Annotated in this window: 18 protein-coding genes; 7 read left to right on the top strand and 11 right to left on the bottom strand. The window is 39.5% G+C overall.

Annotation, left to right across the window (positions count from 1 at the left end):
- Positions 1 to 23 precede the first annotated feature (23 nt).
- Positions 24 to 1,361, top strand: a complete 1,338-nt coding sequence (locus JJ692_RS00235) for an aminotransferase-like domain-containing protein (protein WP_206534102.1) — start codon at positions 24 to 26, stop codon at positions 1,359 to 1,361.
- On the opposite strand, the gene JJ692_RS00230 is transcribed toward JJ692_RS00235, so the two are convergent.
- The 6 genes from JJ692_RS00230 to tcyA form a co-directional block, all read right to left on the bottom strand.
- Positions 1,358 to 2,050, bottom strand: coding sequence for a 4'-phosphopantetheinyl transferase family protein (locus tag JJ692_RS00230; protein WP_073203763.1), 693 nt, complete (start codon positions 2,048 to 2,050; stop codon positions 1,358 to 1,360). The genes JJ692_RS00235 and JJ692_RS00230 overlap by 4 nt on opposite strands.
- 93 nt (positions 2,051 to 2,143) lie before the next feature.
- Positions 2,144 to 2,734, bottom strand: a complete 591-nt coding sequence (locus tag JJ692_RS00225) for a hypothetical protein (protein WP_044332655.1) — start codon at positions 2,732 to 2,734, stop codon at positions 2,144 to 2,146.
- A gap of 82 nt (positions 2,735 to 2,816) precedes the next feature.
- Positions 2,817 to 3,461: a YczE/YyaS/YitT family protein gene (locus JJ692_RS00220; RefSeq protein WP_024427289.1), complete on the bottom strand. Its 645-nt coding sequence runs from the start codon at positions 3,459 to 3,461 to the stop codon at positions 2,817 to 2,819.
- Positions 3,462 to 3,605: 144 nt separating this feature from the next.
- On the bottom strand, positions 3,606 to 4,349 hold the full coding sequence (locus JJ692_RS00215) for an amino acid ABC transporter ATP-binding protein (RefSeq protein WP_024424287.1): 744 nt from the start codon (positions 4,347 to 4,349) through the stop codon (positions 3,606 to 3,608).
- Between the two features lie 12 nt (positions 4,350 to 4,361).
- The gene (locus JJ692_RS00210; protein WP_024424286.1) at positions 4,362 to 5,054 is read right to left on the bottom strand and encodes an amino acid ABC transporter permease; all 693 of its coding nucleotides are present in this window, start codon (positions 5,052 to 5,054) and stop codon (positions 4,362 to 4,364) included.
- Complete coding sequence (gene tcyA, locus JJ692_RS00205) at positions 5,041 to 5,856, bottom strand: cystine ABC transporter substrate-binding lipoprotein TcyA (RefSeq protein ID WP_024424285.1); 816 nt, start codon at positions 5,854 to 5,856, stop codon at positions 5,041 to 5,043. The genes JJ692_RS00210 and tcyA overlap by 14 nt, the downstream gene beginning before the upstream one ends.
- A gap of 313 nt (positions 5,857 to 6,169) precedes the next feature.
- Here tcyA and JJ692_RS00200 point away from each other — a divergent pair, with 313 nt between their 5' ends.
- Positions 6,170 to 6,784, top strand: a complete 615-nt coding sequence (locus JJ692_RS00200) for a dienelactone hydrolase family protein (RefSeq protein WP_024424284.1) — start codon at positions 6,170 to 6,172, stop codon at positions 6,782 to 6,784.
- A gap of 314 nt (positions 6,785 to 7,098) precedes the next feature.
- Complete coding sequence (locus tag JJ692_RS00195) at positions 7,099 to 8,532, top strand: amino acid permease (protein WP_025093653.1); 1,434 nt, start codon at positions 7,099 to 7,101, stop codon at positions 8,530 to 8,532.
- Between the two features lie 89 nt (positions 8,533 to 8,621).
- On the opposite strand, the gene JJ692_RS00190 is transcribed toward JJ692_RS00195, so the two are convergent.
- The 4 genes from JJ692_RS00190 to JJ692_RS00175 form a co-directional block, all read right to left on the bottom strand.
- Positions 8,622 to 10,172 carry an MFS transporter gene (locus JJ692_RS00190; RefSeq protein ID WP_206534101.1) on the bottom strand — a complete coding sequence of 517 codons (1,551 nt, stop codon included), beginning with the start codon at positions 10,170 to 10,172 and terminating at the stop codon, positions 8,622 to 8,624.
- Positions 10,173 to 10,256: 84 nt separating this feature from the next.
- Entirely contained in the window at positions 10,257 to 11,111 is an 855-nt protein-coding gene (locus tag JJ692_RS00185; RefSeq protein ID WP_206534100.1) for an SDR family oxidoreductase, read from the bottom strand.
- On the bottom strand, positions 11,089 to 12,201 hold the full coding sequence (gene uxuA / locus JJ692_RS00180) for a mannonate dehydratase (RefSeq protein ID WP_206534099.1): 1,113 nt from the start codon (positions 12,199 to 12,201) through the stop codon (positions 11,089 to 11,091). The genes JJ692_RS00185 and uxuA overlap by 23 nt, the downstream gene beginning before the upstream one ends.
- Positions 12,202 to 12,219: 18 nt before the next feature.
- Complete coding sequence (locus JJ692_RS00175) at positions 12,220 to 12,897, bottom strand: GntR family transcriptional regulator (protein ID WP_206534098.1); 678 nt, start codon at positions 12,895 to 12,897, stop codon at positions 12,220 to 12,222.
- Positions 12,898 to 13,243: 346 nt separating this feature from the next.
- Between JJ692_RS00175 and JJ692_RS00170 the strand changes: the two genes are divergently transcribed.
- The 3 genes from JJ692_RS00170 to uxaC all read left to right on the top strand — a co-directional run bounded on the left by JJ692_RS00170 (position 13,244) and on the right by uxaC (position 17,126).
- Positions 13,244 to 14,410 (top strand): Gfo/Idh/MocA family protein, encoded by a 1,167-nt coding sequence (locus JJ692_RS00170; protein ID WP_073203781.1) that lies wholly within the window; start codon positions 13,244 to 13,246, stop codon positions 14,408 to 14,410.
- A gap of 58 nt (positions 14,411 to 14,468) precedes the next feature.
- Positions 14,469 to 15,566, top strand: a complete 1,098-nt coding sequence (locus JJ692_RS00165) for a Gfo/Idh/MocA family protein (protein ID WP_073203784.1) — start codon at positions 14,469 to 14,471, stop codon at positions 15,564 to 15,566.
- A 108-nt stretch (positions 15,567 to 15,674) separates the two neighbouring features.
- Positions 15,675 to 17,126, top strand: coding sequence for a glucuronate isomerase (gene uxaC, locus JJ692_RS00160; RefSeq protein WP_073203786.1), 1,452 nt, complete (start codon positions 15,675 to 15,677; stop codon positions 17,124 to 17,126).
- 71 nt (positions 17,127 to 17,197) lie between these two features.
- On the opposite strand, the gene JJ692_RS00155 is transcribed toward uxaC, so the two are convergent.
- The gene (locus JJ692_RS00155) at positions 17,198 to 18,691 is read right to left on the bottom strand and encodes a peptide MFS transporter (RefSeq protein ID WP_056765124.1); all 1,494 of its coding nucleotides are present in this window, start codon (positions 18,689 to 18,691) and stop codon (positions 17,198 to 17,200) included.
- A 262-nt stretch (positions 18,692 to 18,953) separates the two neighbouring features.
- Here JJ692_RS00155 and JJ692_RS00150 point away from each other — a divergent pair, with 262 nt between their 5' ends.
- Entirely contained in the window at positions 18,954 to 20,741 is a 1,788-nt protein-coding gene (locus JJ692_RS00150) for a right-handed parallel beta-helix repeat-containing protein (protein ID WP_052503018.1), read from the top strand.
- Positions 20,742 to 20,897: the final 156 nt, after the last annotated feature.

Below are 20,897 nucleotides of genomic sequence, written 5' to 3'. Positions count from 1 at the left end.
TACCGGTACAAGGAGGAAATGGCGTGAGGAAATATGATCAGCTTGTCTTGAGCTTAAAAGAAAAAATGGATTCTGGTGAGTACAGTGCTGGGATGAAAATTCCATCCATTCGTCACTTAGCGGCTCAATATGCAGTGAGTAAAAGCACTGTCATCAAAGCGCTAGACACATTGGAGCGTGAACATCTGCTGTATTCTGTAGAAAGGAGCGGCTATTATGTCGTGAAAACGAAGCAATCAGCAGGTAAGCAGGACAGCACATGGATTGATTTTGCTTCATCTGCACCTGATCCCGTTGTGTTTCCATATGTCGATTTCCAGCACTGTATCAACCAAGCGATCGATTTGTATCAAAATGACTTATTTATTTATGGCACATCCAACGGTTTACCATCCCTGCTGCCAGTCATTTCAAAGCGATTAATGGATTATCAAGTGTTTGCTCATCCAGAACAGATCGTCATGACCTCTGGTATTCAGCTCGCTTTATCCATTTTAAGCACCATCCCTTTTCCGAATGGAAAACAAACCATACTAGTCGAACAGCCGGGGTATCACTTATATCTCCAATATTTAGAGAAAAACCAATTGCCTGTGCGTGGAATTCAACGGACGGAAAAAGGGATCGATCTGATCGAATTAGAACGTATCTTTCGAGAAGAGGAGATTCGTTTTTTCTATACGATGCCAAGATTTCAAAACCCGCTTGGAACGAGTTTATCAAAACGAGAAAAAAGAGCGATTGCAGCCCTTGCTGAGAAATATGATGTCTACATTGTTGAGGATGATTATCTAGCAGATTTAGAATTCGATACAAAAAGAGACCCGATCTATTCATACGATCAGGCAGGAAAGGTTATTTATTTGAAAAGCTTTTCTAAAATCATCTTTCCGGGGCTACGAACAGGAGCTGTCGTTTTACCTGAAGAACTGATTACACCTTTTAGCGAACACAAACGGCTGATTGATATCGACAGCTCCATGCTGTCCCAGGCAGCTTTAGAAATCTATTTAAAAAGCGGGATGTTTGAGCGGCATAGAGACAGGGTGCGGGCGAGCTATCGAAACCGCTCCAAGCAGCTCGTGGCAAGTTTAAAAAATGATCAGAGCGCTTATCAGCTGGGAGAACAGGAGCCGGCTACCCATACACATGTACGAGTCGATCGATCGATTTCCATGAACCAGCTCATTCAGCAGCTGAAAAAGGCATCTGTTTCCATTCAGCCAATTGACCGTAATTATCTGCAGGCCTATCAAAAGGATCCCATTCTTCAGCTGAATATCTGGCAGGTGAAAGAAGAGCAGATCACACGGGGAGTCGATCTATTAAAGACGGTAATTCAGCAAAGTACGCGTTATTAAAGGCGGGACAGTATATCACTGCAAGTAAGTCTCTCAACGCTTTCAGCCGCAGCAGACTTTCGTGTGCATACCGCCATTTGGTAGGCAGGGTCAAGTGAATATGTTTGAACAAGGCAAGGCGCTTCATGATCAGGTAATGTCAACGCAGCCTGTCCATCCTTTGACAGACGGGCTGTAAAGGACGAAAGCCCATAGGATAATCCTTTTCCAGTCAGCTTGATAAAGGCCTCCTTCATTGACCATAAATGAAAGAAATAGGCTTCCTGTCGTTCTGCTGGCTGTGAGAGTAAATCCTGATATTCATCCGCTGAAAAAAATCGTTTGGCAATCGCCAGATCAATAGGTTTGATCTCCTCAATATCAATGCCCACAGGTGCATCATCTACTGCACAAACGACCCAATTGCCAGAATGAGAAAGATTAAAATGAAAAGAAGGAAGATGCCGGACGACAGGCTTTCCATTGCCCTCTGTTTCAAAAACGATCTGATCCATAGGCAGCTCGTACATATCATGGATCGTTTGACGAACCAGCACTTCACCTAATAAGGTTCTTCTTGCATCGATCAAAAAACGAAAGCGTTCAGCGGCAGCTCGCTTTTCAGATGACACAAAGGGTTTCAGACGCTCTATTTGTTGTCGTGCATTGATTTCATCTAAGTGTTGTAATTGGATAGCAAATATCTTCATAACGAACCTCTAATTTTTTACATTGATTGTACCATTGGAGAGTGCCGCGTAAAAGGGTCCATTAACGTAAAAAGGCAGCGAGCCTCGCTGCTTTTACGTCTGATTCACGATGTGGACACCATTCGGATCAATTGTATTCATTTCATCAACATCCGTCATGTTCACGTTAAGCAAGGAAAGCTGTTCTCCTTTTTGCCAGTGAATGGGCTGATGCAAAGGTGATAGCAGCTGATCTACTTTAGGTGTCTGTGACAAATCAGCAGCAGCAATTGTCATAGCGTGCAGCGCATCGGTTCCCGTTTCAATGACATCTGTACGCCGCTGTAACTCAAGCCTTAAACGAAGAGGTGTCGAAAGAAACGTTCTTCGTTCCCCAGCTTGGATTGGCCAGTTTAGTTCTTTAGCTTGTGCAAGCAGTTGATCATATTCTTCGTCTGAGACAAGAAAGCCGATGTGATCAAACATGACTTTTTTGCTATAGCCAAAAGTGATATTGATCTGGCCTTTTCTCATTTCGATGATTCGAAAGGTCGGCTGCTCTTCTCTAAAATCTTCCCAAGTGAGCGGGGGATGAAAGGAGCCATCTTTTGTGAAACGACCTTTTACCTCAAAGCCTAGCGAACGATATGCTTGCTCTGTCTCTTCAACAAATGGTGTCCAGTAATGATAGTGGAAAAGCTGCATAGTCTCCATCTCCTGTGTGTGAATATTCTGTTTATTTATTTTAGCACAAGAAAAGCCATTCTAATTATAGAATGGCTTGTTCTCATCTAGTCAGGGTTTGAACAGGTTTTTCGGCTGTTTTAGTAATAAGCAGCTCCAGAAGCCGTGTTGATTGCGGCAAGGAGAAACGAAGGACAAGACCTGTGAAGATCGCAGTCAAAATCGTTCCAATGCCGATCGGTCCACCGAGCATCCATGCAAACAAAAGCACTGTTAACTCAATACCATTTCGAACCCACTGTACGTTCAGTCCCGTTTTCGCTGAGATGAGCAACATTAATGAGTCACGTGGCCCAGCGCCAAGATTAGCTGAAACATAAATGCCAACGCCATATCCAGAAACAACAACACCTGTAATAAATACATATAAGGCCGGTAAATATCCGTGTGGCGCAGGTAATATCGCATTAAAGAAATCAATAAACACGCCAATCAGCACCATATTCAGTAAAGCGCCGATCTTTGGAAATGATTTCGTAAAAATAGAAGTCAGTGTCACAATCAGTGCACCAATAATAATGGACCATTGTCCAATTGTGAGTCCAAAATGCTGAAACAGTCCGTAGTGGAAAGCGTCCCAAGGACCAATCCCAAGGATCTTCCCTTTCACTGTCAGCGATAGTCCAAAAGCTAGTACGATCAATCCAACAAAATAAAAAAACCAACGTAAAAGATGTTCCCGCTTCAAAAGCATTCCCTTCTTTCTTAAACACTCGAGTTCCATCGTAACATACTACCGCGCCCCTTTAAATGGCTTTGTTCAATTGTAATCGCTTACTTTTAAAAAGATAAAAAAAGGCTGTCCTCACCACGTGAGAACAGCCTTTTTTCATCATACTGGATTCAAAATCCGGTTTAAGAATTGTTTTGTTCGTTCTTCCTTTGGTCGTTTGAAGATTTCTTCTGGAGGACCTTGTTCGACGATGACGCCGCCATCAATAAAAATCACTTCGTCTGCTACTTCTTGGGCAAACTTGATTTCATGTGTGACAACTGCCATGGTCCAGCCTTCCTTCGCTAGATCCTTCATGACCTTTAAGACTTCCCCGACAAGCTCAGGGTCAAGCGCAGAGGTTGGTTCATCAAAAAGCATAAGCTCTGGCTGAATGGCAAGTGCACGGGCAATCCCGACACGCTGCTTTTGACCGCCTGAGAGCTGGAATGGATACAGATCCTTTTTATCTTCCAGACCGACCTTTTGCAAGAGCTGAATGGCTTCTTTTCGAACTGTTTCCTTTGGACGGCGCTGCACCTGGACAGGACCTTCCATCACATTTTCAAGCACTGTACGGTGAGGAAACAGGTGATAATCCTGAAACACCATTCCTGATTTCCGGCGTAACTTCAGGAGATCAGCTGATTTATTTTTTTTCGAAAAATCAATCGAGAAATCATCGAAGGTAAAGGAGCCACCATTTGGTATTTCAAGTGCATTTAAACAGCGAAGCATCGTTGTTTTTCCTGAACCAGATGGACCGAGAATGGCCACAACCTGCCCTTTGTTGATCGAAAAATCAATCGACTTTAAAATCTCATTTTCACCAAAGGATTTCTTGAGACCTTTGACTGTTAGCATGTCGTTCCCTCCTTACCTTGCGACATATCGATCAAGTCGTTTTTCAATTTGATGCTGAACGAGCGATAGAATGAAGCAGAATACCCAATAGATGAGGGCTGCTTCCATATAAATAAACAAGATTTGATCCAAGTTCGCCGCAGCAATTTCCTGTGATTTACGGAACATCTCTGCCACGAGAATTTGGGAGGCAAGGGATGTATCCTTCACCAAACTAATAAATGAATTAGAGAGCGGTGGAATCGATACACGCACAGCCTGCGGTAAAATCACGCGGACGAGCGTTTTGCGATGTGTCATCCCAATGGAATAACCTGCTTCCCATTGTCCTTTTGGAACAGACAGGACAGATGCACGGATAATTTCAGACGCATACGCACCTACGTTTAAAGAAAAAGCAATAATGGCACTTGGATATGGATCAAGTGTGATATTAAATGTCGGAAAGAAATAGAAAATAATAAACAATTGCACAAAAAGCGGCGTTCCGCGAACGGCCGACACATAGATGGAGAAAATCCATCTGAGGGCTTTAATCTTAGACATTCTAGCAAGAGCTGTCACAAGCGCGATAAAAATACCAATAATAAAGGCAATGATGGCGAGGGGAATTGTATAATAAATCCCCTGCATCACCATTGGCCAAAAAGATTGCTGAAGAAGATCCCAAGGAATGACGACTCCTAGGATATTATTTTGTAACATCTTCACCAAACCATTTCTTAGAAATCTTAGCAAGTGTACCGTCTTTCTTCATTTCTTTTAATGCGCCATTCACTTTGTCAACGACTTCGCCGCTGCCTTTTCTGAATGCGAAATACGTTTCTTGAGGATCTCCTGTTTCAAATGCAACTTTTAGGTTTTTGTTACCGCTTGTTTTCAAGTAATTCAATACAGCTAATTTGTCATTGAACGTTAGATCAGCACGTCCTTGCTGAATCAATTGAATGGATTGTGCAAGACCTTCAACGCCTTCAATCTTAGCGCCAGCATCTGTTGCTAATTTATTGTAGTTACTTGTTAACGATTGTGCTGCTTTTTTGCCTTTGACATCAGATAGTTTCTTGATGTCGTTGTTATCTGATTTTGTCACAACAATAGCTTGAGATGTCGTGTATTTATCAGAGAAATCGTATTGATTTTCACGTCCAGTTTTCCCAACTTGGTTCGCTACCACGTCAAAACGTTTTGCATTCAGTCCAGCAAACATACTGTCCCATTGTGTTTCTTTGAATTCAGGTTTTAAGTCAAGGCGTTTTGCTACTTCAGTGATGACTTCTACATCATAGCCAGTTAATTTATCTGTCTTTTTGTCATGGAAGGTGAAAGGAGCATAAGTTCCCTCTGTTCCTATGGTTAATACACCTTTATCCTGAATGGATTTCCAAAGGTCGCCTGATTCCTTAGACCCAGATTGTTTATTCGCGTTGTCGCTTGCACCAGATCCACATGCCGTGATCAATGCAACACAAACGCCTAAAATAATGGCAAAGAACATTTTTTTCATTTTATTCCCCACTTTTCTTGTTGGTATTTACAACATATGATCTTACAGAGAAGCAACCTAAAAGTAAAGCATTTGAAACTAGCTTGAGCGAATCTCACCAACTTTATGCCCTCAAACGGTCGAACGGACAAACGATAGAACTATACCCAAGTTAAAAGGTGAATAAAACCAATCACAAGTTCAAGATGATTAAGATGATTTGATTGGAGGAACGTTAGATAAACGATTCGGGTAAAATATGCTATGATCATCCCAACGAAATTTTCCAATCGATTCAATTGACTTCTAAGAAACAAAAGGGAAGTGTGAACATTTGCATACATCGAAACAAAAACCTGTCATGATCTTAATACACGAAATATACGGAATAAATGATCATATGAAGAGTATGATCCATTATTTCGACACAGCTGGTTTTGAGGTTTATTGTCCTCATTTATTGGGACAGGCGAAGCACTTCCCTTATGTCAGTGAAAATGAGGCTTACGACTACTTTATGAATAAAGTTGGTTTTGATAAGCCGGTAAAGAGTGTACTGAATCTGGCAAAAGAGTTAAAAACGAAGAATGCCGCGATAGACATATTTCTGCTAGGTTTTAGTGTGGGGGCAACAATTGCCTGGCGATGCAGCCAAAATGATCAGCTGTTTAGAGGAGTTATTGGATTTTATGGTTCAAGGATCAGAGATGACGTCGATCTTGTGCCCGCCTGCAAAACGCTGTTATTTTTCCCGGAGATCGAAGCATCCTTTCATCCAAGGGAGATTGCGAGTGTTTTGGAGAAAAAGGAAAAGCTTTGCGTGACAATAGTAGAGGGTGAGCATGGATTCGCCAATTCATATTCTGCGGCCTTTCACGCTGAATCTAAAAAGCGCTGCTTTCAGAAAATAGATGAATTTATCAAAGTGTGTTTGTTAAAAGCAGAATGACTTGTGACAAAAGTGATCATAAGAACTGTCTAAAATGAGACTCGAAAAGAATGAAACGAAACCAGTGTGCAACGATAAAGTTTCATGCTGGTTTTTTTGTGCAATATTTTAGATATATGGCATCCTATCAAATGGTTTGATCCACCACATAGTTGTGCGAACATTACTAAAATAAAGACTTTGAGACAGTGACCATAGAAGGAAGCATATTTATTATAAAAGATGTATAATTAGTAGGTTGTTTTGAAAATGGAATGAATCACATGGAGACATGTTTTGATAACAGAGCATCTTAGAAGAAGGAGGGCATCATTGTGGATGTTGGACAAAATCAGCCTGAACAATTGAAAAGGGCGATGACCTCCCGCCATTTATTTATGATTTCACTTGGCGGTGTCATTGGGACAGGCTTTTTCTTAGGAACGGGCTATACGATTGGACAAGCAGGGCCGGTCGGAGCTGTTCTTTCATATATTGTGGGCGGATTGATCATGTATTTAACCATGCTGTGTCTTGGTGAGCTGTCGGTTGCACTTCCTGTGTCGGGGTCGTTTCATACGTATGCGACGAAATTTGTCAGCCCGGCAGCAGGTTTTGCTGTTGGCTGGATTTATTGGCTCGGCTGGGCAGCAACGGTCGCCCTTGAGTTCTTATCAGCAGGGCAGCTGATGAGGCGCTGGCTCCCGCAAGTGGATGTGTGGATTTGGTGTCTCATATTCGGACTCTGTCTTTTCTTATTAAATGCCCGGTCAGCGAAAGCGTTCGGGGAGTCGGAGTTTTTCTTTTCCACCATTAAGATTATTGCAATTTTACTCTTTATTGGCGTAGGCGGAGCGGCGATGTTTGGGTTTATTGAAACAACGAGCGGTGAACCCGCCCCTTACTTCAGCCATTTTGTGAGTGACGGGCTGTTTCCAAATGGCCTGCTCGCTGTTGTGGTCACGATGATCACGGTGAATTTTTCGTTTCAAGGAACAGAGCTGATCGGGATTGCGGCAGGAGAAAGTGAAAACCCTGAGAAAACCGTTCCCCGTTCGATACATCAAACCGTATGGCGTACACTCGTCTTTTTCGTCTTATCTATTTTCGTCTTAGCAGGTATGGTGCCTTGGAAGGAAGCTAGTGTGCTGCAAAGCCCATTTGTTACTGTGTTTGAGAGAACGGGTATTCCTTTTGCGGCAGACATCATGAACTTTGTCATTATCATTGCTTTATTATCTGTTGCGAACTCTGGCTTGTATGCATCAACGAGAATGCTGTATTCCTTATCGAAGGAAGGAATGGCAGGAAAAGCATTTAGACGCGTCAATCAGCGCGGTATTCCGATGAATGCCTTACTGCTCACGTTCCTGTTTACAGGGATTTCGCTGTTATCCGGCTTCTTTGCAGAGAAAACGGTATTTGCCTGGATCGTGTCCATTGCCGGCATGAGTGCACAGACAGGCTGGATCACGATTACATTATCACAGCTGCTTTTCCGTAGAAAATACTTGAAAGCAGGCGGAAAGCTGGAAAACTTAAAATTTAAAACGCCTCTTTATCCGGTGCTGCCAATCATTGCAATCACACTGAATACCATCGTGTTGGTCAGCCTTGCCTTTGATCAAGAGCAGCGCATCGGGCTATATGTTGGGGTACCGCTCATGATCATTGGGTATATAGTCTATCACCGCTATGTGAAAAAGCATCAGGCGAAAAGTGAACCGCTGAAGCTGCAAATTCATGGAGATGATGAGATCCGGTTTTAAAATCAAAAAACACTAAATGTAAGATATTTAAAAACACCTCTGATATCAATCTGAAGGTGTTTTTTTTGAAGTGCAACTAACAACAAAAGTTAGTTCATATCCTGTTTAAAATCTTGTTGTTCAAAATGTTGGCGCTTATTCTGATATCCTACGTTATTATGACCCCAAAGCTTCTCGTAATCCCATCCTGTTAGCGCTTTCAAAACACTTCTTGTTTCATCATCAGCCTGTTCCATTGAACCATTATTCTTTAACCTATTAATTTCATTTATCATAATGGAATGAGTTTTCTTAGATAATTTAAATTTAAATGAAATAACTAAACTAATCCCGACTAGCCCTACAGTTCCGAAAAATAGAATACCTACAATCCCATTTATTGCTGTCGTAGACTGTGTCGTCGCGCTTGCAACGAATCCACTTTCCTGTAAAATAACTCCTACCAAAAATGTGGCTAAAGCTGTAGTACTCTTGCGTGTAAACGTCATAATACCTGCAAATATTCCTTCTCTTCTTTTACGAGTGACCATTTCATCTACATCAGGAATGAAAGTGTAAATATTCCATGGTATATAATATAATCCACTCTTTCCGATGCCTAAGATAACAGAGAAAGCATACAGCGCTATAATCATATAAGCTGGTTGTGTGAAGTATAAAAATATATAACCGCTGATACATGTAATAATCGCAATATAAGATATTTTCAAAGATGGCGCAGGACCTATTTTAATCACGAGCCAACCAAACAATATTGTACATACCATTTGAAGTAATGAACCAATAGATAATAAATCGGCTGCCAGCACTGCATCTTTATTTAAAGAAAACACAACAAAGTAGACAAAGACAGCGTTTAAAATATCCATGGCCGTAAACGAACAAATATACATCGTGAGGTGCTGACGGAAACTTCTTATTCTAAAAGTAGATGTTAAGTCAATGATGACTTTTTTGATGGATTCTATAGCAGGTACTTTTTCTACACCATCAGGTTCTATCATGTCTTCTTCTATTTTGCGTTCCCATGTTGTTCTATGTGTAATTAATAATGCAGCCATAAAAATAAAGGTGAAGATAATCCCATTGTAAAGAAAAACTTGAGGTGAATCTTTTCCGAATATTTCGAATAATCTGCCTGGAATAAAGGTAGCTAAAAATGTTCCTAGTCCTGAATAGATTAATCTTATTGTTGAGAGCTTGGTCCGTGCATTAAAATCATTCGTCATTTCAGCTCCAAGAGTTTCAAATGGAATTAATACCATTGCTGCAAGGAATTCTAACAAAATATAAACCGTTAAATAGTACCAGTAATTCATATCAGAAATCCAAAGAAGGGAATAAATAATCATCAAAGGGCTTCCAACTAGCAAAAAGAACCTGCGTCTTCCAAATTTTTTCCCAAGTTTTGTACGACCGAAATTATCCGTGATATGGCCCATAATTGGGCTTGCTATCGCATCAATAATACGTGCAATTGCAATAATAGATCCTGCTTCAACAGGGGTAAGACCGCAGTATGTAATGAAAAAATATAACATCCATGCGCCTATTATAGCGAATGCTCCCCCTCCAAATAAATCCATTGTTCCATAACCAATATAATTTTTGAGTGTTAGTTTCCTGTTCTCATTCTGCATTCTTATGTCTCCTTTCCAAGCCTACTTATAAATTTAAAAAAACATATAAAATAAAGATGTATGACAAGGAAAAAAATAAAAATATTAAACACCTGAATACGCCATAAAACCTCCATCAACAGGAATTGTCACGCCGGTAACAAATGCTGACATATGATCATCAACAAGCCATAATAGGGTTCCAAGAAGATCTTCTGGCGTACCAAACCTTCTCATTGGTGTGTTCGAAATAATCTTATGAGACCTTTCTGTATAATCTCCTTCTTCATTTAGGAGAAGGTTTTTATTTTGTGAGGTTAAAAAGAAGCCCGGTGCAATAGCATTTACTCTAATTCCTGCCTCGGCCATATGAACAGCTAACCATTTGGTGAAATTTTCAATTGCGGCTTTTGCGGCGCTATAAGCAGGCACTTTGGTCATTGGAGAAGGGGCACTCATAGATGACATGTTGATGACAACTGCTCCCTTTTGATGAACCATATGTTTAGTGAAAATTTGTGTAGGAATGAAAGTCCCCATAAAATTTAAATCAAATACATTTTGCACACTATCTGTACTTAAATGAAAAAAAGTATTTACCTCAGGATTAGTAAGGTCTTCTGTTTGAAATATTTCGTTGGTTGTATTTGCACTGGAGTGGTTACCACCAGCTCCATTTATCAATATGGTACAATTGCCTAATTCCTCTGTTACAATCTTCTCGGCTTGTTCCACACTATCTTTATTCATCACATCACATTTAATCGCAATCGCTTTCCCGCCCATAAGGTTAATTTCTTCGGCTACCTTTTCGCCCTTTTCGACTGTTCTATTTAAAATAGCCACAGACACGCCATGTCTAGCAAGTTCCTTTGCCATAGCGCTGCAAAGTACGCCACTTCCTCCTGTGATGACAGCTACTTTACCAGCTAAATGTTTATTTTCTTGTATGTTTACCATGTAGCTTCCTCCTTTGCTTTTTTTGTCCAGACTGTTTATTTTTTAAAGCATCCCAAGCTCCCCACAAATACATAATTCCAAGTGCTCTATCATAAAGACCATATCCAGGCCTGCATTGTTCATCCCAAATGTGTCTTCCATGATCGGGTCTGCAATAACCTTTGAATCCGCTTTCATAATAAGCATGTATAATGGCTGAAACATCTACTGATCCATCTTTTGATCGATGCGATGTTTCAACAAAGTCCCCGTTATCATATACACGTACATTTCTTATATGAGTAAATGGTATTCTATCAATAAATTCGTGAATCATAGAAACTAAATCATTTTCTAAATTTGCTCCTAAAGATCCTGTACAGAGCGTGATACAATGAGATGGGCTGCTATTTAGTTGTAAAATTTTTCTGATGTTTTTTTGGTTAGTTACTATTCGTGGTAAACCAAAGACAGGCCAAGGTGGATCGTCAGGATGAATAGCCATCTTAATATCATGAAGTTCTGCAATTGGAATAATCTGATCTAAAAAATATTTCAAGTTGGCCCATAAATCATCTTCTGTTATATTTTTGTAGGCTTCAAAAAGGTGGTGGAGGTGATTTAACCGCTCTGGTTCCCAACCTGGCATGGTTAAATTGGAGTTCTCACTAATTTTATTTACTAATTCTTTCGGATCAATATCTTTAATTCGACTATGTTCATAAAATAGAGCTGTAGATCCATCAGAAAGTGTTTTATTTAAGTCTGTACGGATCCAATCAAAGACAGGCATAAAGTTATAACATATGACTTTAACACCCACCTTTGCTAGCTTCTGAATTGTTTTCTTATAATTTTCTATGTATCGATCTCTAGTTGGAAGTCCAAGCTTAATGTCTTCATGAACATTCACGCTTTCAACTACTTCAATATGAAGGTTATGTTTATCAGCTAATTTTTTCATTTCTAACATTCTTTCTATTGGCCACTCTTCTCCTACGGGCACATCATGCAGTGCCCAAACAATTCCTTCCACTCCTGGAATCTGCTTTATTTGTTCCAGTGTGATCGTGTCGTTTCCTTCTCCAAACCATCTGAATGTCATCCTCATCTACCATCACCCCTAATGTTATTTAAAATAATTTGGATATTCTTTCTTCAATAATTCTTTATCAACAAGTGCAATTTTCAAATGCTCTTCCATGATTTTTTCAGCTTTAACAGCATCTTGATCTTGTATAGCTTTGAAGATATTTACATGTTGAGAAAGAATATTATCCCAATTGTAATCTGTTACTAGCCTTAACATGCGACTCCTATTAAAGTGTACATTCATTTGTTGAATAACTAACCATGTTTTTTCTTTTTTACACCGTTTGAAAATCGTTCTATGAAACTCCTCATCTAATTCAAACATTTTTTTATAGTCTTTTTTCTTAACGCAAATTTTTTGCATACTTAAATTCATATCTAAATCATTAATCAGCTCTTCCGAAAATTCCTTACAGGCTAGTTTAATCACTGCCTTCTCGAGATGTTCTCGCATAAATCGTGCTTCCTCCACAAGGTTCAAATCAATTAAAGAAACAAAAGTACCTCGTTGAGGATAGATACTTAATAATCCTTCTTGAGATAATTTTAAAAAGCTTTCTCTTACAGGAGTTCGACTAACATTAAATTGAACGGATATTTCTTTTTCAGAAATATTTGTCCCAGGTGGAAGCTTCAGGCTTAATATTTGATCTTTTAGCATATTGTAAACTTGTTCCCTCGTAGAGAGGTTTTGGTTTTTAAAATCAATATTCATTATTCTAATCTCCTTTCTCTAACATACTACCATACAAGTAGATTAGAATGGTAGACATTAATTTCATTTTTCTGAATACTTTCAATGTGAACATCTCTTGATGATTCCACTATGTAAGCTATAATCAATCATAAAAGTGTAGGATCTTAAAGAAAATTCAAAAACTATACAAAATTCAAAAAGATTAAGTTATAATGTTTTTGAGCTACCATACTAGTATAACTAGAATATTAATAAAACGAACGGTACTCTGATCTATCAGCTAGGTGAATCATTCAGTTTTTTGAAAGCGCTATCTCATTATTAGAAGTGAAAATTTATCTTATTGCAGAAGGGAAAGATTGATATGTCCAACATCGCCATTATAGGAACTGGATCTATTGCAACTGCCCATATCGAGGCTTATCTTGCAATGCCTGAAATCAGTAAAATTGTAGCTTTAGCTGATATTTATCCTGAAAAAGCAATGTCTGCAGCAACAAAATATAACCTGGAAGCACGAGTTGTCGCTAACTACCAAGAATTATTGAATGATCCTACGATTGATGCCGTTTCCATTTGTACACCTCCTTATATGCACGCAACCATTGCCATCGATTTTCTTAAAGCAGGCAAACATGTTTTAGTAGAAAAACCTATGGCTTCTTCTCTAAAAGAATGTGACGAAATGATAAAAGCATCTATTGAAAGCCAGAAGCTTTTATCCGTTGTTGCTCAAAACAGGTTTATGACGCCCATTATGAGATTAAAACATGTCCTTGATCAAAACCTAATTGGAAAAATCGCTCATACTCAAGTTGATTCTTTTTGGTGGCGTGGTCATAGTTATTATGATTTATGGTGGCGCGGTACATGGGAAAAAGAAGGTGGAGGTTGTACACTTAATCATGCTGTCCATCATATTGATATGTTGCAATGGATGTTAGGATTGCCGGTTGACATTTTTGCAGCAACTAGTAATACCTTGCATGATAATGCAGAGGTTGAAGACCTTTCTATTGCTGTACTTCGATATGGAAATGGCAGCTTAGCACAAGTAACCAGTTCTGTTGTTCATCATGGAGAAGAACAACAATTGATTTTTCAAGGTGAAAAAGCTAGAGTATCTGTCCCATGGAAAGTAAATGCTCAAATAGCTAAAGAAAATGGGTTTCCTCAAGAGAAAAATGATGAGGATTTAGAAAATCGTATTCAGGAAGCTTTTCATCAATATCCGGAATTACTATTTGAAGGGCATAAAGGACAAATAAATAATTTTTTAATGGCTATCAAGGGTAACCAGAAGCTTTTAATTGATGGAACAGAAGGAAGAAAAACACTAGAACTTATTACAGCCATCTATAAATCTGCAAACCAAGGTGTTCATGTGAAGCTTCCTCTTTCAGCAGACGATCCTTTTTATACACGTGAAGGAATGCTCGCGAACGTTAAGCATTTTTATGAAAAACAAAGCAGTGTAGAAAATTTTTCAGACGATACGATAACCGTTGGAGGAAATTACGAGAAACTATGAGTCTAACGTTATTAAATTATTAAAAATAAACTGGAAGCTAGCTAGAGGAGGAACAATCATGCAGAAAAGTGATGGAATGAATTATGCTCCTAAGGGAAAAAGTGCCCCTGTTGTTACAGAAGGACAATTCGTCATGGCGGCAATAGGTCTTGATCATGGACACATCTATGCAATGTGCAATGGATTAACTGAGGCTGGGGCTACATTAAAATGGGTTTATGATCATGATCAGAAAAAAGTACAAGAATTTTGTAAAGCTTATCCGGAGGTACAGGCAGCCAAAAGTGAGAAAGAAATCCTCGAAGATCCAGATGTCAGGCTCGTGGCAGGCGCAGCCATTACATCTAAACGCTGTGATTTAGGGCTGCGTGTTTTAGATCATGGTAAGCATTACTTTACGGATAAATCACCTTTTACAACGTTAGAACAATTGGAGCTTGCTCGTAAAAAAACAGCTGAAACGGGACTTAAATGGGCTGTTTATTATAGTGAACGTTTGCACGTGGAGAGTGCCGTATTTGCTGGTCAATTGATTGAACAAGGAGCCATTGGAAAAGTGGTACAAGTTCTTGGAACTGGCCCACATCGTAGTAATGTGGAAAGTAGACCAAGCTGGTTTTTTGAAAAGGAATATTATGGAGGTATTCTATGTGATATTGGCAGTCACCAAATTGAACAATTCCTTTTCTATTCTGGCGCAAAAGATGCAAAAGTTGTACATAGTAAAGTGGGCAATTATAAGCATCATCAATATCCAGAATTAGAAGACTTTGGTGATGCTACTTTGATTGCTGATAATGGGGCTACAAACTACTTTAGAGTAGACTGGCTGACTCCTGATGGCCTTAGCACTTGGGGGGATGGGCGCACATTCATTCTTGGAACAGATGGGTATATTGAAATTCGCAAATACGTAGACATCGCAAGGGATAAAACAGGAGACCATTTATACTTAGTAAATCAACAGACAGAGCAGCATTTTTCTGTAAATGGAGAAGTAGGATTCCCTTACTTTGGTGAACTTATTTTAGATTGTTTAAACGGTACTGAAAATGCTATGACTCAAGAACATACTTTTAAAGCCGCAGAACTTTGCTTAATTGCACAACGAGACGCAATCTACGTAAATACGGAGTTTGAATTAAGTAAGATCTAAAAAAGTGAGGTGTTATTTTTGTTAATAACACCTTATTTCATTTAATTGAGATTTTCTAAACTAAGTTTGAAGGATAAAGAAACGATAAAATGTATAGAGGTGACGATATTGTCTACATTCCTAAGCGAAGATATGATGCTTAATCATGAAAGTTCAAAAGTTCTTTATCATGATTACGCGAAAAATATGCCAATCTATGATTTTCATACGCATTTAATGGCTGATGACATTGCTGCTAACAAAAAATATGAAAATATGACTGATATTTGGCTTAATGGAGATCACTATAAATGGAGGGCGATGCGATGGTTAGGCGTAGAAGAAAGATTGATCACGGGGAATGCAAGTGACAAGGAAAAATTCTTAGCTTGGGCGCAAACGGTTCCATATACAATAGGAAACCCTCTTTATCATTGGTCACATTTAGAATTAAGTCGTTATTTCAATATAAATGAGTTGTTCTCAGAAAAAAATGCACATCAAGTTTGGGATATTTGTAATGAGAGATTAAATGAAAGGAACATGTCCACAAATGGAATTTTAGAAAAATTTAATGTAAAAGTTGTGTGTACGACTGATGATCCAATCGATACTTTAGAAATTCATCAAATCATACGTAAAGATGTAGGAATTAAAACTAGGGTCCTACCTACATTTAGACCGGATCATGCTTTAAATATTGAACAATCAAATTTTGTAAACTATATAGAAAAATTAGGTGATTCAATCAACGGCGCTGTTTTAACATATGAAAACTTTATCGCTTCATTACATTCACGAATTGATTATTTTCACGCGAATGGATGCAGAATGTCTGATCATGGTTTTGAAATATTTCCATTTTCACCAGCTACTGAACAAGAAGTGTCTTCTATATTTGTACGTGCTCTGCAAGGAAAAACACTATCCCTAGAGGATATCAATAAATTTAAAACAAACACTCTTCTTCACCTGAGTAAAAAATATCATTCTCTTCATTGGACCATGCAATTACACATAGGTGCTTTAAGGAATAATAACACACGAATGTTCAAGTTAACGGGGAAAGATAGTGGGTACGACTCTATGTCTGATTTCCACCTAGCAAGACATTTAAATGGTTTTTTGAATGAATTAGACAAAGACAACCTTTTACCTAAAACCATCATCTATAATTTAAATCCCGCTCATAATGCGATTGTGGCCTCTACTATAGGGAATTTTCAGTCTTCTGATGCCAGAGCAAAAATTCAATTTGGGTCTGGGTGGTGGTTTAATGATCAAAAAGACGGCATGCTAGATCAAATGAAAACATTATCTAATATAGGTTTGCTTAGCACTTTCGTAGGGATGCTAACAGACTCAAGAAGCTTTTTATCGTTCCCTCGCCATGAATATTTCAGAAGAATCTTATGTGATTTATTTGGGACTTGGATAGAAAATGGTGAGCTTCCAAGGGATTACGAATTTATAGGAAAAATAGTCAAAGATATTTGTTATCACAATGCCGTGAATTATTTTAATATTGAAATAAATGAGACAGTACCAATGAAAACGAATGAATCATGCAGTAAGATATAAAATTTCTATATGGAGGATGATCATCAATAAAGTGAAAAACTGGACATGATGTACTCATGTCCAGTTTTTTATTAATGAACGCCTTTCATCGCTTTCTTAATCACTGGTGTCAGTAATAGCATCACAACGCATAAAACGATGGCAAGGAATCCGATGATACCGAAATAGACGGTTTCCGGCACTTTATCAAACAGTTTGACTACTTGCGCATTGATCGCCTGTGCCATTGCATTTGAAAGGAACCAAAGGCTCATCGTTTGCGCTGAGAAGGCAGCAGGGGCCAGCTTTGTTGTCGCTGACAGTCCAACTGGTGATAAGCAGAGCTCTCCGATCACAACGAGGAAGAAGCTCAGAACGAGCCATAATGGGCTCACAAGTGTGTTCGGACCGGACATGTATGCAGGAATGATCATAATGATGAAGGATAACCCTGCAAACAGAAGGCCGAGTGAGAATTTAATCGGAGTAGACGGCTGTTTCTTCCCAAGTCTGACCCATAACCAAGCAAACACTGGAGACAGCAGCACAATAAAGATTGGGTTCAATGATTGGAACCATGAAGACGCTAGTGTCATCCCAAGGAAATTCAAGTTTGTTCGTTGATCTGCATATGTCGCTAAAATGTTTGAGCCCTGCTCTTGAATCGCCCAGAACATCACGGCAGCAAGGAACAATGGAATATAAGCGAGAACCCTGGATTGTTCCACTGCGCTCGTCTTTTTACTGAAATACATGACAATGAAATAAACAATCGGAATGAGTACACCAAGGGCACTAACAAACCAAGTGAATAGATTAATTGTGAGTGCGCCTGTTTGAATGCCAATGACAGCAAAAACTGCAAGCAAAATCACAACCAATGATCCGTAAATTTTGAAGTTCTTACGTTCGGCAGCTGATAATGGATTTGTCACATACGTGCCGGCAAGACCAAGGTTCGGTTTTTTTGTGACCACAAATGTAATAAGTCCAACAAGCATCCCCACGGCAGCGAGTGAGAACCCGAGGTGGAAATTCACTTTTTGACCGAGTGTTCCGACAATTAATGGGGAAATAAAGCCACCCATATTGATCCCCATGTAGAAAATACTAAATCCAGAGTCCCTGCGCGGGTCTGTTTTTGTATACAGGTCGCCAACAATGTTTGAAACGTTTGGCTTGAGAAGACCTGTCCCAATAATAATCAGTCCCATACTAATAAAGAGCGCTGTTGCTCCGCTTGGCAAAGCCAAAATCACGTGGCCAAGCATAATGAAAACTCCGCCATAAAAGACCGTACTGGATGATCCAAATACCCGGTCGGCGAGCCATCCGCCAATAACGCCTGACATATAAACAAGTGCACCATAGACAGACATGATCGAATTGGCTGTTGTCTGGTCAAAGCCTAGACCGCCTTTTGTCACCTCTGTGTACATATAATAAATAAGCAGTGCACGCATGCCATAATAGGAGAAACGCTCCCAAAATTCAGTGAAAAACAGTGTGTAAAGTCCTTTAGGATGTCCAAAAAACCCTTTTTGAGGAACACTTTTAACAATTTTATCGTGGTCAATTGTAGACATGGCATAGATCCTTTCTTAAAAAAAGAGATATGAGAAAAATGATATTCTTGTATAGTTCTTGTGTCAATATAAAACTATTCTAAAACAGGAAAATGTTAGTTCAATAGGCGTAAAGACTCAAAAAAATGAAAAATTCATTGAAGTGAAAATTATCGGAAAGTTATTTCAAAAGAATTTATTTAAAATTTGAAGCAATGTACAAGCAAACCTTTACCACATGCATAGGATGACGAGAGAACATGTGTGAAAAGGAGTGATTAGGTTGGGGGAATTGAATGAAGCTGATCTGAAAAAACCAGTTGTCAATGTACTAGATTTTGGCGTAATTGCTGATGGGAAAACGGATTGCACAGCTAAGCTCAATGAATGTTTAGAGTGGACAAAAGCACAGGGGTATTCCCATATCTGGCTGCCGAGCGGCACGTATTTAGTTGATGCGGTGTACAGAGGTGATCCATTTTTTCCTTTCCGAGGTGCAGGTATACGGGTGCCAAGTCATATATGCATTGAGATGGCGTCAGACGCTGTAATAAAGGTGAAACCAAATGATTCATGGGGGTATGCAGCTTTTTATATAGGAAAGGTAGAGCATGTGACCATTCGAGGCGGGCGTATTGAAGGGGATCGACATGAGCATGTATACAAGCCGCTCCCAGCTGAACGAAGAACCCATGAATGGGGCTTTGGGATATGTATTGAAGGTGCCTCCCATGTAGAGGTCAATCATGTCCAAATAAAAAATTGTACGGGAGACGGCATCATTGTCAGTCCCCACGGTTTGTTGACAGAGGGGGAACCATACTCGCCTGCTACATCTATTGAAATTTCTGGCTGCACCATCACAGATTCGAGACGCAACAATATTTCGATTACAGGCTGTGATGGGGTTATTGTGGAGGACTGTCTCTTGGAAAGAGCAGGAGTAAATGGGGTCGAGCCAAGAATGGGCATTGATATTGAAGGCTATGGAGAAAATGCCGTTAATATGGAGGAGCCTTTGAATATTCAGATTCGCAACAACATCGTCAGAGGAGGTGCTGCAAGCTCTATCTATAACTTTAACGGTTATGGTGTGATCATTGAAGGCAATCATACAGATAGCAGTATCTCCTATGGCTTCTCCACCGAAACGATCATTGCCAACAATATGATTCGTGCAGTGGGAGGAGGTGTGACAAAAGCAGGGATTACGAGCTTAGGCGTCTCACTTGGTCAAACGGAAAACAATGTGGTGATTATTGGCAATATGATTGAGGGGTTTGAAAAAGGGATTGATGTGAGGGGAGACAGTGTTCACATTACAGGCAATAAGATTAGTCTTTTTGAAGATGCGGCTGTGTCCGTTTATATGGCGAATCGTATTCTAATAGAAGGAAACCATATTGAATCAGGAACGAATACCGGAAAAAGAAGCGCCTCGTTGCGTATCTATCAATCGGATAGTGTCGTCTTTTCAAACAATACGGTCTACTCTGTTATCGATGCGGCCGTGGTGAGAGGAACGAATATTCTCATCCAGCACAATCAATTCAAAGAATTCAGCAGAGGAATCTGGGTGCAGGAAGGGGAAGCTGGGCTCAACGGCAACCACTTTATTCAAGAAGGACACCCGGAGCTAGATTCTTCGTATACGATCAGTGTCACTGGAAATGCAAAGGCTTTCATCTGGCAGAATCGCTTTAAGCACTATCAAAACTACGCTGTATACAGCAGCACGACGGGGGCATTGGAAATTAAAGATAATTCCTTTGAAGAAACATCCTTATATGTGGTGATGTATATTAAAAATGGTTCACCACAAATTGGAGATAACCGTTTCTATTTAAATCGATCGATCGGACAGCCGACGGCGATCTTTATTGACCAGGCCGCCTCAGCCCGTGTGCTGCGCAATAACATCATCAATCTATCTCCTCAAAAAGCGATTGCTGTCCGCACCGCAAATTCCACTCATTCTGTCATCGCTCACAACATGCTGGAACGCAGTCAATTGGTGACACATACCACAGACCGGCTCATCGGAAATATTGAGATTGATACACCGTCATGAGCGTTTGAAATCCCTTATTTTGGAGGTTCAGAAGGCGGTTGACAATCCTGTAAAAAGGGCATATAGTAATAATTATTTTTCATTTTTCGCAACATTTGCCCTTTTTTTATTAATAAAACCGATTAATTCAATCAGAAAAATGTATCTTCTAAGGAC

This window comes from Bacillus sp. 3a (genome assembly GCF_017161885.1).
Taxonomy (GTDB): Bacteria; Bacillota; Bacilli; order Bacillales; family Bacillaceae; genus Bacillus; species Bacillus safensis.
The sequence above is the reverse complement of the archived record's forward strand: the minus strand, read 5'-3'. Positions and strand labels throughout refer to the sequence as shown.